The 14,771-nt window shown below is 40.8% G+C and carries 14 protein-coding genes; 4 read left to right on the top strand and 10 right to left on the bottom strand.

What is annotated here, in order from left to right; genetic code table 11:
* Window positions 1-105: 105 nt before the first annotated feature.
* From ABMY41_RS19690 to ABMY41_RS19680, 3 genes are read right to left on the bottom strand one after another with little or no spacing between them, the layout of a single operon-like run.
* A complete protein-coding gene (locus ABMY41_RS19690) occupies window positions 106-528 on the bottom strand; it encodes a hypothetical protein (RefSeq protein ID WP_349276002.1) in 423 nt (140 codons plus the stop codon).
* 3 nt (window positions 529-531) lie between these two features.
* Window positions 532-915 (bottom strand): hypothetical protein, encoded by a 384-nt coding sequence (locus tag ABMY41_RS19685; protein ID WP_287246290.1) that lies wholly within the window; start codon window positions 913-915, stop codon window positions 532-534.
* Between the two features lie 47 nt (window positions 916-962).
* Window positions 963-1,109: a hypothetical protein gene (locus tag ABMY41_RS19680; RefSeq protein ID WP_287246288.1), complete on the bottom strand. Its 147-nt coding sequence runs from the start codon at window positions 1,107-1,109 to the stop codon at window positions 963-965.
* Window positions 1,110-1,185: 76 nt separating this feature from the next.
* Between ABMY41_RS19680 and ABMY41_RS19675 the strand changes: the two genes are divergently transcribed.
* Window positions 1,186-1,320: a hypothetical protein gene (locus tag ABMY41_RS19675; protein WP_349275999.1), complete on the top strand. Its 135-nt coding sequence runs from the start codon at window positions 1,186-1,188 to the stop codon at window positions 1,318-1,320.
* Window positions 1,321-1,467: 147 nt separating this feature from the next.
* Here the strand turns inward: ABMY41_RS19675 and ABMY41_RS19670 are convergent, their stop codons facing one another.
* The 6 genes from ABMY41_RS19670 to ABMY41_RS19645 form a co-directional block, all read right to left on the bottom strand.
* A complete protein-coding gene (locus tag ABMY41_RS19670; protein ID WP_287246286.1) occupies window positions 1,468-3,645 on the bottom strand; it encodes a carbohydrate-binding protein in 2,178 nt (725 codons plus the stop codon).
* A 336-nt stretch (window positions 3,646-3,981) separates the two neighbouring features.
* Window positions 3,982-6,558, bottom strand: a complete 2,577-nt coding sequence (locus ABMY41_RS19665) for a TonB-dependent receptor (RefSeq protein ID WP_287246284.1) — start codon at window positions 6,556-6,558, stop codon at window positions 3,982-3,984.
* Window positions 6,559-6,668: 110 nt separating this feature from the next.
* The gene (locus ABMY41_RS19660; RefSeq protein WP_287246282.1) at window positions 6,669-8,267 is read right to left on the bottom strand and encodes a glycoside hydrolase family 3 protein; all 1,599 of its coding nucleotides are present in this window, start codon (window positions 8,265-8,267) and stop codon (window positions 6,669-6,671) included.
* A gap of 12 nt (window positions 8,268-8,279) precedes the next feature.
* Window positions 8,280-9,053 (bottom strand): ATP-binding cassette domain-containing protein, encoded by a 774-nt coding sequence (locus ABMY41_RS19655; RefSeq protein ID WP_287246280.1) that lies wholly within the window; start codon window positions 9,051-9,053, stop codon window positions 8,280-8,282.
* Window positions 9,046-10,014 carry an ABC transporter permease gene (locus tag ABMY41_RS19650; protein WP_287246278.1) on the bottom strand — a complete coding sequence of 323 codons (969 nt, stop codon included), beginning with the start codon at window positions 10,012-10,014 and terminating at the stop codon, window positions 9,046-9,048. The genes ABMY41_RS19655 and ABMY41_RS19650 overlap by 8 nt, the downstream gene beginning before the upstream one ends.
* 8 nt (window positions 10,015-10,022) lie before the next feature.
* Window positions 10,023-11,123: a substrate-binding domain-containing protein gene (locus ABMY41_RS19645; protein WP_287246276.1), complete on the bottom strand. Its 1,101-nt coding sequence runs from the start codon at window positions 11,121-11,123 to the stop codon at window positions 10,023-10,025.
* Between the two features lie 266 nt (window positions 11,124-11,389).
* Between ABMY41_RS19645 and ABMY41_RS19640 the strand changes: the two genes are divergently transcribed.
* Both ABMY41_RS19640 and ABMY41_RS19635 read left to right on the top strand, forming a co-directional pair.
* Window positions 11,390-12,577: an ROK family transcriptional regulator gene (locus ABMY41_RS19640; protein WP_287246274.1), complete on the top strand. Its 1,188-nt coding sequence runs from the start codon at window positions 11,390-11,392 to the stop codon at window positions 12,575-12,577.
* 145 nt (window positions 12,578-12,722) lie between these two features.
* Window positions 12,723-13,394, top strand: a complete 672-nt coding sequence (locus ABMY41_RS19635; RefSeq protein ID WP_287246272.1) for a penicillin-insensitive murein endopeptidase — start codon at window positions 12,723-12,725, stop codon at window positions 13,392-13,394.
* A 16-nt stretch (window positions 13,395-13,410) separates the two neighbouring features.
* On the opposite strand, the gene ABMY41_RS19630 is transcribed toward ABMY41_RS19635, so the two are convergent.
* A complete protein-coding gene (locus ABMY41_RS19630; RefSeq protein ID WP_287244257.1) occupies window positions 13,411-14,001 on the bottom strand; it encodes a LysE family translocator in 591 nt (196 codons plus the stop codon).
* Between the two features lie 99 nt (window positions 14,002-14,100).
* On the opposite strand from ABMY41_RS19630, the gene ABMY41_RS19625 reads away from it, so the two are divergent.
* Window positions 14,101-14,550, top strand: coding sequence for an Lrp/AsnC family transcriptional regulator (locus tag ABMY41_RS19625; RefSeq protein WP_054551870.1), 450 nt, complete (start codon window positions 14,101-14,103; stop codon window positions 14,548-14,550).
* The last annotated feature ends 221 nt before the right edge of the window (window positions 14,551-14,771 follow it).

Here is a 14,771-nt window from a genome sequence, read left to right as displayed (position 1 = left end):
GCTAAGGGAAAATATGAATACGACTGCGTTACGGTTAGCAAAACTTGCCGAAGCTCGGCAACATTGATAGTGTGATTACGTCAAAATCGCTTGGTACTTATACCGTCAGTATCCCTTGGTAATCACACTAATACATCTGACTACACTGCGACTTTCATCCCGTGATGGCTCGCTTTGTGTGAGTGGTTGGTTGATAACTTCTTGGTAGTTTTTATCTTGATAGCGCCAGCTTAATCCGGCTTTATTGCTTATATCAAACGCTTTAAAACGATGAGTGATGCCCGTATTTAATCCCCAACTTTTAAAGTTAAATTGCTCTGAATCAGCATTTTCTCTATCTAAACTAGCGCCTAAAAGCAGCATCGTTTTACCCTGATTAATAAAGTAATACAGGCTTGAATCAAGCCCTAACCCTTTTGCATCACGCATTGACTGTGTGGCGAATTGTTTATCTGATGCCCTAATCGCAGTACGCAGGTAGGTTGTTAGATTAAAGTAGTGGCCAACATACAAACTTGCCTGATCCAAGGTTTAAAATGTTTCTTTTGCGACTTTTGCTAAAGCACCGTCATAACGTATACCGACATCAGTACCCGAAAGGCTGTAGCTAGAATCAAGACTGTATTGATGTAATGCCAAGTCATACTGGTCAAGCTGGTGATAATTGGTTTGCTCGTATCGATAACTTGGTGTGAACTTAAGGTTGTCAGTTGAATGTAACTCAGCGCTTACGCCAGCTTTAAATATTGAACCCGTATCACTTTGTGAAGAAATATCATCTAACTCTTTAATGGCTAAATCGGAGTTAGTTGTTAAGCTAATTTGTGTATCAGCATGAAAAGTTGTATCTGTAGCAGATACTTGAATACTTGTAGTTATCGCGCTTATCGTGATGAGCTTATTAATTGAACGCATAATAATCTCCTAAAGGAGCGCCGGGTGACAATCCGGCACGCTATTGTTTAAAGGCCTAAGTTCAAGCTGTTTTGAATGTTATTAACGACTTCGGTAGTCGTCGCTGCGGTTACTTGCTCAGCAACTTGTAGGCTAACGCTGTTGCTAACAGTTGATGAAATGGTTTGCTCAACACTACTTTGTACAGAGCTCATTGCAGCTTGTTGTACATTGCTAGTCAGTGATGATTGCAGGTCATTAGTGATTTGAGAGGCCTGACTTAGACCTGCTGTGCTTAGCTCAATAGGCTCTAAAGACGCTTATACATCTGTTTGCTGCTCACTTGCTACTGATAGTTGTACGTCAGCTGCTGATGAAGCCGCAGAAAAGCCTGTTGCAGTTACGACACAGATTGGCGATAAGTGATTGTTTGAAGTTTGTCATTGTCTCGTCCTCTTTTTTGCGAATTGACATAGAGGTAACGAGTGGGCTAGAGGTTTATTCCAAAAGATTTAAATTTTTAGCTATTTTTTAAAAATATGCCGAGGTGAAGTGCCTCGGCATGAGTATGACTTAATTACATGGAGTAACTAGTTTCCATGGGTCGCCTAAATCTGGCTGATGGTTTTGAGACCACCATTTGGCCTCGTAGGTTTGACCGTTGTAGGTAACTTGATCTCCGCCTACATAGATTGCTGTTGAGTCCCAAGCAGTAGGGCAGGTACTTCCTAATTCAAATGTGACCTCAACTGAGTGAGTAGCTGATAAATTACTGAATGTATATGAACTTTGAGGATTCGCGATAAGAGTGCCATCCACTTTTACAGACGCAACACGATAACCTGCATCAGGGATAAAGTTGATAGTAAAATCTTGGTTACCTTGAGCAGCAATTACATTACTAGCATCAGGAGTTGGTGAGATTGCGCCACCACTACCAATCACTTGAGCTGAGATATCAAAGTAAACAGGAATTTCAATTGATGCGTCACTAAAGCTACCAGACAAAAACTCGAAGTTAGCAGCTGTTAGGCTCGTAACATCTATGTTTTTCAATATTAAACGTTTTTGATCTCCCTGTGATGAAGATTCATTAAGTGTAATAACTGTGTCATTATTTTCTTGTGTTAGCACCAACATAGAGTAACTGTAGTTAAATAACGGCATACTGATTACTGTTTTATCAATATCAAAATTATTAATTGTTAACTCAACATTCCAGCCCCAATTCTGGTTACTCAAAGGAACAATATAGCCTAAGCGGTCAAAGCCACCCGTCACATTATCGAACATTTCAGGTGTAAGATCAGACAAAGTTAAGCCTACTAACTCAATCGAGCTGTAAATACCTCCGTCTTGAGCTTGAACACCTACTACAAGCGACGTGTCAGTTTCGTAGGCTTTTAAATGTTTGAAGCCAATGCCTGCTGTGCCGCGAACTTTGTCTAATAGAGGGTTAAAGCCATTCACAGTTTGCGTACCTGACCAAGCTATTTCGTATATTTTGGATTCAGCAATAACATTGGCTGTATTCTGATTTACATGGCTGGCAGAGGCATTTTTGATTAAGATAGTTTGACCCGAAAATGTTAGCTCAACCCCTTGTGCTACATCTGCAACTGTTAAGTTAGCTAACGGGCTCGCAGTTTGCCAATCTCTCAGTACGATTAAATCATCACCAATAGTAAAGTCGTTCAGCGTTGTGATAGAACCTGCTTGTTCGTGAAGTTCAATAATGTCGCTTCCGCCGCCAGTAATGACGGCGTCATTGCCCCAGCCTGCCGATAGTCTTTCATCATACTGTGAGCCTTCAATCGTATCATTTGCAGGGGTATCAAAAATAGTATTGTAGCCACCAAATTTATGAACATATTTAGTAATACAGGTGCCTAATTCATCGCATGTGATTTCATCGTTGGTAAGTAACCTAGCTGTGCCCCATGCGCCGCGCAAATGAGCTGCAGCTAATAATCCAGACATAGTTGCTTGAACTTGAATAGCATTACCATCATCGTCAGTGCCGGGCCAACTTTTAGCTAATGCTTGTGACCATGTCATGTTAGCGTCTTGCAATAACTGTGTCATAACACCGTAGTTAAAGCGCATTGCATCGCGCATGACTAATTCTTGATTGTCTGGAATGAGCAGGTCTTGAAATGAATTAACTCCATTTTTACCTACAAAATTACCCTCCCACTTGTTTACATCTGTCGCTAGAATCATGTTACCGCCTGATCCAACAATTTCGACAAGCGCTTCTGTTTCACAGCCTATCCAAGTTGAGTCATCTACAAATACATAGAAACTGTCGTATTCGACACCATCAACTTCAACAACTTTTGGGCTGTAGTATCCCGCGTCAATTAAGACCGCTTCACCTAGTTGATAACCAACAAAACCCCATGCATTCATTGAGTTATATTGCATGCTTTTGAACATTTGAGGGTCGTTTGGCGTTTGTGGATTATAAATGTCGTCAACTCCAAGCTTAGTAAAAAACTCACTGATAGTGGTTGGTTCAGGGATCATACTGCCTGTTGCGCAGTCCCTGATCATTCGACCTGGTGCAGATACTTTTGCATACGTGTAAACAGGATTATTTAAGTTATCACTGTAAAAGTTAGCAAGGTTTGGGTTAATACCAGATTCGAAGTCCCTTAGACTGTCTAAAAAGCTTTGCACACCGGTACCAGCTGATACGTTACTACTGAGAACTAGTCCAACTATTGCTGCTGCTTTTGTAATTTTCATTCGATTATTCCTGTTGATAATGTTGTTACTCATGGCTTCCAACACATACCTATTCTTTACTGCAGATATTAAAAAGTACGATATTAGCCATCCATGAAATTGGATTTAAGGTGCTTTTTTGTTAACGATTTATTCACCTCAATATTAAAAGTAGTTGTACCTCAAAAATAAGTCAAATGTTTTTACTAATGTGGTGGGTTTAGCTTTTGGTTGGAAAGTAAGGCAAGCTGGGCAACTTGCCTTATGGTTTAACATGGAGCTCTGTGTTAGCTAAAAGTACAAGGTAAGGAAACTGAAATTTCACCCGGTATAAGCAAATAACTCCATAAATAGGTTCTAGAATCGTATGCTTGCGCCAACAAAGTAACGGGTACCAAACTCATCGACACTATGAACAATATTGCCTGCTTTTGGTTGGCGTAAGACGAGGGCCTCATTCAATAGGTTTGCTGCTTCAAGGGTGATATCTAGATAATCTGTGGCATGCCAAACAATGGATGCATCTAATTGATCGTATGGGTCGTTCATACTGTCTAGGCTACTACCGTTATATTGTCGAACCCAGTCATCGCGGTAATTGTAAGCTAGGCGTGCACTAAACATATCATTTTCATAGTAACCAGATAGATTAAATGAGTTTTGTGAAACCTCCTCAATTGGAACTTCTTCACCCGCTGAATTTGTACGGCTACTGTCTGTGTAGGTGTAGTTTGCTTGTATACCAAAGCCATTATCAAAGTCTTGTTGATATTGCAGTTCTATGCCTCGAACATCTGCAGTACCGACATTTCTTGAACGCGTTACAAGGCACTCAGGTCCACAGCCCGGGTAGTTTTCTTTTACTGTTGTTTGCTCAATATAATCACTTATGTTCTTGATGAAGAATGTGGCACCAATAATTGAAGAAGGACTGAAATACCACTCAACGCCCATGTCATACTGATCTGATTTATAAGGGTCTAGCTCTGGGCTACCTACATTGGCTGTTTGAAAGCTCTGTGAAATGATATCGGCTACTTTCATATCGTCATAATCAGGACGTGATATTGCAGAGCCTGCAGCAAAACGGAAAATCATATCTTCTGATAAATCAACCGCCAAGTTAAAACTAGGCAAGTAGTTGCTGTAGTTTTTACTTATTTTGTCAGGCTCGCCATTTATACTGCCGGTTGAGAGAATATCTGTATCGACATAACGTAAGCCGATGTTACCTCTGAAGCCTTCACCAGAGAAGTTAGTTTTCACGTAGGCAGCAGTGATATCTTCTTCAATTGAGAATGCATCTTTTACAGTAATTTCAGAAGGCTTATTTTTGTGTGCGTAATCCCAGATAGCGGTGCTAGCAACAGGGAAAGCTGACAAACTACCTGCTCGACCTTCAGCGCTGTGTAAGCCAGATACAAAGCCGCCATTAAAGTTAGCTAAAGTTAGGTTGTCAGCTTGTGCCGCTGCTACATCTAAATCTTGGAAATCACCCTGCGATGAAAACACTTGCTCTTGGACCTTTATTCCTGCTTGAACAGATGTGAATAAGCCTGATTCAAGTTGAAAGGTAAAATCGGTCTGTGCATAGTCAATGGTATTATCACGCTTGTAGTTGACGTATGTGAACTCTTGGAATAGCGCAAAATTGTTATGATCTTTCATGTAGTCAGGGTTTGTAGGGACCAACTCTAATGGGCCTGCAACATCAAAGCTGAAACTCGAGTTTGCTGTATCTGTGATATCGCCCCACCAAGTACTTGATTGTAAAGTACGGCCTTTAGCATCAGAACGACCGATTACAAAGTCAGCAGACCAAATGTCAGCATTGTAGTTAAGTGAAAAGTTAAGGGCATCGGTTTGCATTTTTGGGGTGCGTAATACGGTGTTATTAAACAAAGGAGCTGGGCCAGGGCCTGATGCAAGTGATGTTGCCGCAGTAACAATACCTTGGTCATTTACCACAACAGAGTCACCTTGCATTTGACCAAATCCCACAATGGCAAATTGAGCAGAGTTTACATGGCTGTTTTCAAGTTCGAATAAGTTGTAATTTAAATCCATACTCAACGCATCACTCGGTGCATATTGCAGAGTAATTTGTGAGCTGCTACGCTCTCTATCTTCATCAAATAGAATTGATGACATTGCCCCATATGATTGACGTTCAACACCACTTGTATCGACAAATGTGGCATTACCCGCTGGGCCAAAGTTTGATAATGTCTCACGGTATACTTTTGACTCTTCATTTGAGTAAGCGACTAAAATACCGAAGTTTTCGTTGTCGTTTTTCCAACTTACAAGACCAGAATATGCAGGTGACCAAGCTTCAGCGTTGGCGTGATAGCTGTTTTCAACAGAGGCGTATACGGTGCCACTATCTAGGTTGAGTGGCTTTCTTGTTCTTAGATTAACAGTACCACCCATTGCGCCTTCATTGATGTCAGCTTCTGCTGATTTGTATAAATCCATTCCAGAGATTTGCTCTGCTGCGAGCATTTCAAAGTTGAAGCTACGATTCATACCACCTAAATCAAACCAACCAACACTGGCAACATTTTGTCCATTAAGTAACACCATGCTTTGTTCTGGTGCAGTACCACGTACTGTTACGCCCGCAACTTCGCCAAAAGTACGCACGACCGTAACACCCGGGATGCGCTGCATAGCATCACCGATATTTTTATCAGGAAATTTACCAATGTCTTCTGCTGAAATTGAATCAACAACAGAGTCTGCGAAGCGCTTGGTGTTTAATGCTTCAGTAAGGCTACGACGAATACCACGGACTTCAATGGTTTCCATTTCCTTGTTTTCTTGCGCTTGAGTTTCATTCTGTTGAGCGTAAGTTGATAATGAAGTGCTTGATAGCGCTGTCATAATACATAGCGTTAAATAATGAGTTTTTAAAGCCGCGGTGGTTTTCATTTGTTTACCCCTTTGTTGTTATCATTATATTTAATAAAATTAATTTACTAATTATTTATTAAATTATTTTTACTAATTGTCAAGTTTAATTTGGTTGTTTTATGAGCGCTTTAAAGTAGCTTTGCAATTATTTCAGCACTAATAGCTCGGCTAGAGTATGCGCTAATATAGGTTTTTAAATGTGGGTGATTTGCAAGTTCGTAGTCAGAGCGCATCCCGATGACTACAAGTTTATCTGGCCACTTTTCAACGGCCATTTTGAGTATGTTTTGTTGGTCTAAAACATCGAATGACTCGCCAGGCAAAGGATAATCTTCGGTTACTAGCACTAATGGTTCTTTAAGTAGAAACTCTTCACTATTAAGCGCAGCTAATAGTTGTTGATAACTGAGAAGAGTGTGTGGTGTACTTCGCTGTTTTAGTGTGTTCACTATGACATGTTGAGCAGATAAGGGATCGTTAGGACCAATCCCTCTGTCATTGGTTATTTTATCGTAACCTTGCGGGTTCGCTGCAAAAGCTAAAGTAAACTGACGTTTGTCGAGTGGCCAAAGTCCATTTTCATTTCTCAGCACTTTTATCGCTTTCTCTGCTGCAAGTTTTGCAATATCCGAGGCTTTATTAACTAGGCTATATGGCGTTCTCATTGCATCTGCAAAGTGCGTATATTTAAACACTAATACGTGTTGAAGCCTGTCATTAATCACGGTTTCGCATAACTCGTTTTTGTTAACGGCGTCGATAACTCCTTGAATCGTGGCAGCTTGAATTTCTTTGTAGGGAGTTGTACTGTTTTCGTAATGCTCTTCACTTAACATGACAATATGAGCTCCTGCTTTAAGTGCCTTTATTGCAGCTTCGCTGGGCTCATAATTACGCCTCATAGACCACATATTCATGCTGTCTGTAATAATAAGCCCTTTAAAGCCTAATTGTTTCTGTAGAATATCCTGCAAAATTATCTTTGATAATGTGGCTGGGTTGTCGGGGTCAATTTGCGGGTAGCAAATATGGCTTGTCATTATAAGTCCAACACCTTGTTCAATAGCGGCTTTAAATGGCACTAAATCTTGCTGCATGAGGGCGGTAAAAGATTTATCTACAGAAGGTAAAGTTTGATGCGAGTCACTGTGTGTATCACCATGACCTGGAAAATGCTTTGCACAACAGAGATTACCCGACTTATTTGCCCCTTCTACTGCTGCACTGACATGTTGAGCAACCGCTACTGGCTCCTCCCCAAAAGAGCGCAAACCAATAATCGGGTTATTAGGGTTCGCATTAACATCCGCACAAGGCGAGAGCAGAGTGTTGTAGCCAATGAGCTGCATTTGTTCCCCATACACTTGATACATGTCAGCTGTTAGTGCTCGATCATTTACCTGCCCAAGCGCAAGGTTTCCGGGGCCTAAATCTGTGTGGTGTGTAAGTATGCCCCAGGCACCTTCTTGATCGACTGCAAGTAACAATGGAACGTCACATGCTCTCAAAGCAGCTTCCTGCTGTAACATTGAAGCCATTTCGGTTGCTTCCTTAGGATTGGCAGCGTTGTCATCTGTAATATAAAAACCACCAATATGAAACTGTCTGACTAATGATTTTGCGTAATCGTAGTCTTTTCCTGCAAATGCGAGTAAAAACAGTTGGCCAACTTTTTCGGCTAAGGGAAGTGTGTCGATTAATTGGGCCACTTTTTTTTCAATACTCATGCTCATACTCCTTTATGCCGCTGTTTTAGCGCCTGTGATTAAGCTTACTAAGTCTTCTTTAGTTACCTCTGAAACTGCAACATCAGCGACCGAGCGGCCTTGGTAAAGTACAACTGCTCTGTCACATGTTTCAACGACATGCTGCATATTATGACTGATCAGTAATACGGCAACACCTTGCGAGCTGATGAGGTTAATAAGCTCGTTAACTTGAGCGCTTTGTTCCACACCTAAAGCGGCTGTCGGTTCGTCCATGATAACGATATCAGCTCCCCAGTTTACTGCCCTTGCAATAGCAACTGCTTGACGCTGGCCTCCCGATAAACGGTAAATTTGTTCTTCGAAGCTCGGAATACGGCTATTAAGCCGGTTTAATGCTTTCTTGGCTTTTTTCTCCATTGATTTTTTATCTAGCCAGCCAAGTTTGCGAAGAATTGGGTTTTTGTGTTTTATTTCACGATTAAGGAATAAGTTTTCCGTAATATTAAACTCAGGTACCATAGCTAAGTCTTGGAAAACAGTTTCGATTCCAACGTTGCGTGCATCAAGAGGTGAGTTAATATGGACCTCATGACCATTGACAATAATCTCTCCTTCGTCAGGGCTATGAATGCCCGAAACGCAGCGAACCAACGTTGATTTACCTGCGCCGTTGTCTCCAAGTAAGCCAACAACTTCGCCTCTATTAATGGTAAAATTAACATCTTGAAGTGCGTGAACACCGCCAAAACTTTTTCTAATGTTTCGAACTTCTAAGGCGACTTGATCGAGTGCTGTTCTAACCATTTTTTAACTCCTTGACGCCAATAGCTACGGCAATAACTAAAATTACACCACGTGCAATCATTTGTTCATTGGTTGAAAAACCAGAAAGAATAAGTCCATTATTGATCATGCCCATTAACCAAGAGCCTAAAATTGCGCCAATAATGCAAGCGCGCCCGCCAAAAAGACTGGTTCCGCCAATAGCTACGGCGGCAATAACCGTTAATAAGTCTGCTTCACCGAGTGTGTAACGTGCGCCATGTAAGCGACCTGCATATAACAGACCTGCAAGGGCAGCGGCTAAAGAAGATATAACCAATGCATAAAGTCGAATTCGGGTTACTTTAATGCCCATAGCAAGTGCTGCTTTTGGACTACCGCCCACAGCAAGCAAGTGGCGACCAAAAGAAAGCTTAGTTAAAACTACATAGGCAATAACTGCGGTAACAAGGGTCCAAATAAGCAAGGATGGCACACCAAAGAGCTCGCCGGCACCAAAAAAAGCGGTGAAAGTTTGATCGATGATTGGCACGGACTCTAAATTAGTAATTTGTCTTGCAACGCCGGTGATTACACCCATAGTTCCTAAGGTAATAAGCAAAGACGAGACCTGTAAGCGCTCGATTAGTAAGCCGTTAATCAGGCCTACAATCAGCCCAACGCTTAAGGCACCAACAACGGCTAGAGGAATGCCAACGTGCTGTAGTAAAATTGCGCCAACTAAGGCCGACAGTGCGACGACAGCGCCTATTGATAAATCAATGTGTCCGACAGCTAACGCAAATGTTAGTCCAATTGCCATAATAGTGACGGGGGCTGTTTGTCTTACGATATTCATAAAATTAGTTAGGCTAAAGAAGCCAGTGTCATGAAGCGTCACAGTAAATAACAGCATCACGGTTAGAAATATGTAGTAAATAAAGAACTCTCGCTTTAACGCAAGCCCCTTTATTTGATCAAATGTTAGTTGATTTATGCTCATGTCATTCCTTATTGTTTTAATGCTAAATCAAGTAGTTTAGGCAGCGGTGCTTTGAATGCTTTGTGCCAAATTGAGGCTATATTTTCGTGGGTTACCGAATCGAAAGGGACCAGAGTAAATTCAGGGGCTTGAATACCAATTTCGGCACCTGCAGCAATGCGAGCCATGGTCTTACCAATGTCGTATGGCCGGTCTGAAATAGTGCCGTATAAGTTGCCATTCATGGCCATATCAAGCAGGTTATTTACTCCCAAATCGTGAGTGACTACTTTTATATCTTTACGGCCAATTGAGCGCAGTGTTTCAATTACACCTTCTGCAGCAGTATCCCATGACACATAAATAGTATCTATTTCAGGGTGTTGTAACAGCATTGCAGCAGCAATATTGCTAGTTTCATGCTCCTTTACAAAGCCTTTCTCACTAATCACTTTAATATTGCTGAAGTGTGTTAAGGCTTTTCGAAAGGCTTGATCGCGATTGTTGGTTATAAAATAGTTTGCATCATGGAAAATGAGTCCTACTTTCCCTGTGTCATTTGATGCCTGTGCAACGAGCGTTGCGGCAGCTTCACCCATACCAAACATATCATCAGTGACAATTCCGGCGAAGTCTTTGTTATGTTGGAAGCCTGGGATAGGGTTACTTAATAAGACGAGTCTAGCGCCACCTGCGAGTATTTTTTGATAACTTAATTTTGTGCTTATGCCATCAATACTCAGAGATAAAACTAGGTCAGGCTCTAATGCTGAAATGTTCTCTAAATCAGCTACTTGTTTTGCAGGGTCATATTGCGCATCAGTCTGAGCAATTACCCTCACGCCTAGTTTTTTAAATTCATCTTCTGCACCTCTGCTAACAGCATTGATCCAAGGGCTCGCGCCGTGCCAAGCGAGAGCCGCAGTGAGCTTTTTCTCTTTTATTGTGTCTATTTGCTCAGCTGAGAGGTTTATATCACTAGAGTTAGCGGCTTTTGACCAGTCTATCGCTTGTATATTTTGCGCAGACAAAGAGAAGCTGTAAGTGCAAAGTATATATAAAAAGCTCAAAAAGTAGATGTTTGCTGATTTTAATGCACTATGATTTTTGTTTTTTCTAGTTGTAGACATATTAAACAGTCCTGTTTAATTCATGCATTTTTACTTAATAGTAATAACTTACTGTAACTATATGTAATTGTTAGGTAAGCTGGTTTGTTATGTAAAGGTAAAGTAAAAATAACATTTCTTAATTGTTTTATTTATAATCATATTTGTCTATGAATATAAATATGTCAAATGTTTTTACTAATTAATTTTTATTCGGTTTCCTGCTACGATGGCTTAAACTGCGTAAGACGTTGTAAAAGATAAAAGTTGTAAAAGGTGGGCTTATAGTGAAAGGATCTAACGCAAAGCAAAATAAAGCGATAAATTTGCGTCTTGTGCTCTCGCAAATTGTTACTCAAGGCCCCGTTTCTCGTGTTGAAATTGCGCGAAATACGCAGCTGACAAAGCAAACAATCACCAACATGGTTGAAGAGCTCTTAGCTGCAAAACTAGTAGAAGAAGTCGGGATTAAAAAAGCTGAAGGGGCAGGAAAACCTTCTAAAATGCTTGTCCTTAATAAAAAAGCAGCTTACACAATAGCGATAAGAGTCGCTAATAACGAGTTAGAGGTAGGTCTTTTTTACCTCAATGGTGAGCAAATAAATCGGTTACATACACTCGTTGAATCAGAAAACCTATTAGACAAAACTGCCTACTTAGTTGATACGTTAGTTCAAGTCGATGATATCGATAAGTCATTGATTTTAGGTGCCGGTTTGTCTGTAGAAACGAGTGATGATAGCGCAATAAATGGTTATACATTTAATAAACAGTTGCAGCACAAGCTCGCTAATAAATTACAATTACCCATCGCCTTAGAGACGTCTGCGTCTGCTTGTGCGGCATACCACATGTTATTTGGTGAAGCTCAGCAATTACATAACTTTATTTTTATCCACTTAGGCTTAAGAGTCGAATCAGCAGTCGTTTATGATAGACAAATTCTGCTGGGTCAAAATGGTTTAACGGGGGCACTTGGCGATATTTTTGTTACGCCAGAAACTGATGAAAAAACAGCTGAGCTTGGACGTTTAAATGACTTTGCGTCAATGGCGTCTTTAAGAACGATGTTAAATCTAAATGGGGTAACTCAAGAAGAGCTTATAGCTCATTGTGCTGTAAGTAAGCAGTTAGATCTGTGGGTAGAGCAAGCTTCAGAGCCTCTTCGTATTGCAATTCATACCCTTGAATCTCTTTTAAATACGCAAACTATCATCATGGGTGGTGATGTGAATGAAATTTTGTTAGAGAAATTAATTAAGCAGTTACGTCCTTTTATACCTTCTATCTCGCAATATGGAGACCGAGAGGTTGTTAGGCTTCTAAAAACTCCGGATGTGGCTAATATCACTATAAAAGGGTTAGCCGTTCTTCCTCTGCACGCCGCATTGAGTCGCAAGAATATGCAAACACTCTATATTCCGTTAGAGCTTGTTTACTCCGAGCTTCAGCAATTAGTGTTTCTCTCTGAGTGATAATGAGTAAGCTGTTTTAGTGTCTAGATAATTTTAGACAAGCTAGAGCACCCGATTGATTTATCATGATTAAAAGTAGGCTCTATTTTAACTTTTCGTTCATTCACAAATCAATAAGCTTTAAATTTTTAAAGAAGCTAGTGCAATGAAAACATGTTTAGTTTTAGCCTTATTATTTTGCTCTGGGTCGGTTTTGGCTAATAGCGTATGTGGTGGAACGACTGCCAATGGCTATGTACGTAATGCAGTAAAATTACCCAGCAAGGGTGATAACTTTACCAGCTACAGCAAAGTGGCTGAACTGGCAGGGCGTACGTATGTTCATTCGCAGGTAAAGGACATCATCGTTGATGCCTACCAAGCGCTCCTGAAATCCCATCCGGATAAACGATACAAATACGCTGAAACGGGCTTAGAAAATGGCGGGAAGTTTAGCCCGCATAAAACTCATCAAAATGGCTTGTCGGTTGATTTTATGACCCCTGTTGTTAACGAAAAGGGGCAATCAGTACATTTGCCTACTCATGTGTTTAATCGTTTTGGCTACGACATAGAATTTGATAAACAAGGCCAGTTTGAACAGTTTAAGATTGATTACACCGCTTTAGCAGCTCATATTGTTGAGCTGCATAAATCGGCATCAGCCAAAGGTTACGATATTTGGCGAGTGATCTTTGCCCCAACCCTGCAAGCTGGGCTTTATAAAACTAAGTATGCTGACTATCTACAAGAGCATATTCAGTTTTCTACTAAGCCATCCTGGGTGCGACATGATGAGCATTACCATGTTGATTTTTTAGTGCCGTGTGAAAAATAAGCAAAGCTTGCTCAAATTAAAGCAAACTAAACATCACTGAAGCAATTAATAATATTGCCATTAGGTAGTTAAATGCTTTTAAGCGCTTTGGGCTGGCAAGCCAGTGTTGCAGCTTTTCGCCAAGTAAAGTCCACGAGCTGACACACGGCAGGTTAATCAAGCCAAATACGAGGCTTACGATTAAAACTGAGGTGAGGTTTTTGTCTGGGGCATACAAACTAACCGCGCTTAATGCCATTGCCCACGCTTTTGGGTTCACCCATTGAAATAGTGCAGCCTGAATAAAAGTAAACGGCTTACTTTCACTACTGGCTTTTTGTTGTGCGTTACTTGTGGCAATTTTAAATGCAAGATAGAGCAAGTAAGCAATGCAAAATACCTTTAATATCAAATAGATTGGAGGGAATAAGTCAAATAGCTGCATGATGCCAAGGCCCACCAAAACCAGCATCAACATAAAGCCAAGCGTCACGCCAAGTAAGTGTGGTGTGGTTCTTTTAAAGCCAAAGTTAGCACCTGAGCTCATCAACATTAAGTTATTTGGTCCAGGGGTAATTGATGACACCAAAGCAAATAATGCCAAGGCTGTTAAAATTTCAAAACTCATCGCTATCTCTCCATTTGAATTAAGATGCAATTATAAGTTGTAATGCGCGCAATTTTTGCGCTTAATATTGTTGTGTATGTTTAAGGTTCACAACCAAAAATGAAAAAAGATAAAATTAACGACAGAATATTGCATGAGCTTAAACGCAATGGCCGAATTGCCAATGCCGAGCTGGCAGATAAAGTGGGTTTATCGCCATCGGCATGCCTTCGTAGAGTGCAAGAACTAGAAAAGCTTGGGGTTATTGCTGGGTATCGGGCGGTTATTAATAATCAGGCTGTTGGCTTAGGATTTATCGCTTATGTTGGGGTTGGTTTAAATGAGCACTCAACAGTATCTCAGCGAGCATTCGAACACGCTCTTGAGTTTATTGATGAAGTAAAAGAGTGCCACAATGTAACTGGCTCGTTTGAATATTTGCTGAGGGTTGAGACGGCGGATCTCAAGTCCTATAAAGCGTTTCATGCTGATGTATTAGGCTCAATCCCACAAGTACGAACCATTACCACTCATGTCGTGATGGAATCACCCAAGGATGAACGCGCTTAACAATAGAGTTTGTACCTTTTTTGTTATTAATTTATTGCGAGCTATAAGGCCTTAGCCTAGAATCTTCGCGTTAAATAATAATATATAAGGAAACCCCGAATTCAGATAATAAGTGCACCACTCATGGTTAAACGGTGAGAAGAGATCAACTGCCTGTTGGTGGTACTCTATCGTCGCCAAACAAACAGAAGCATTTACCATGAGTTACAAGCAGTTGATCG

It is taken from the genome of Pseudoalteromonas sp. BZA4 (assembly GCF_040104395.1).
In the GTDB taxonomy this organism is placed as follows: domain Bacteria; phylum Pseudomonadota; class Gammaproteobacteria; order Enterobacterales; family Alteromonadaceae; genus Pseudoalteromonas.
This window is presented reverse-complemented; position numbering and strand designations above follow the sequence as displayed.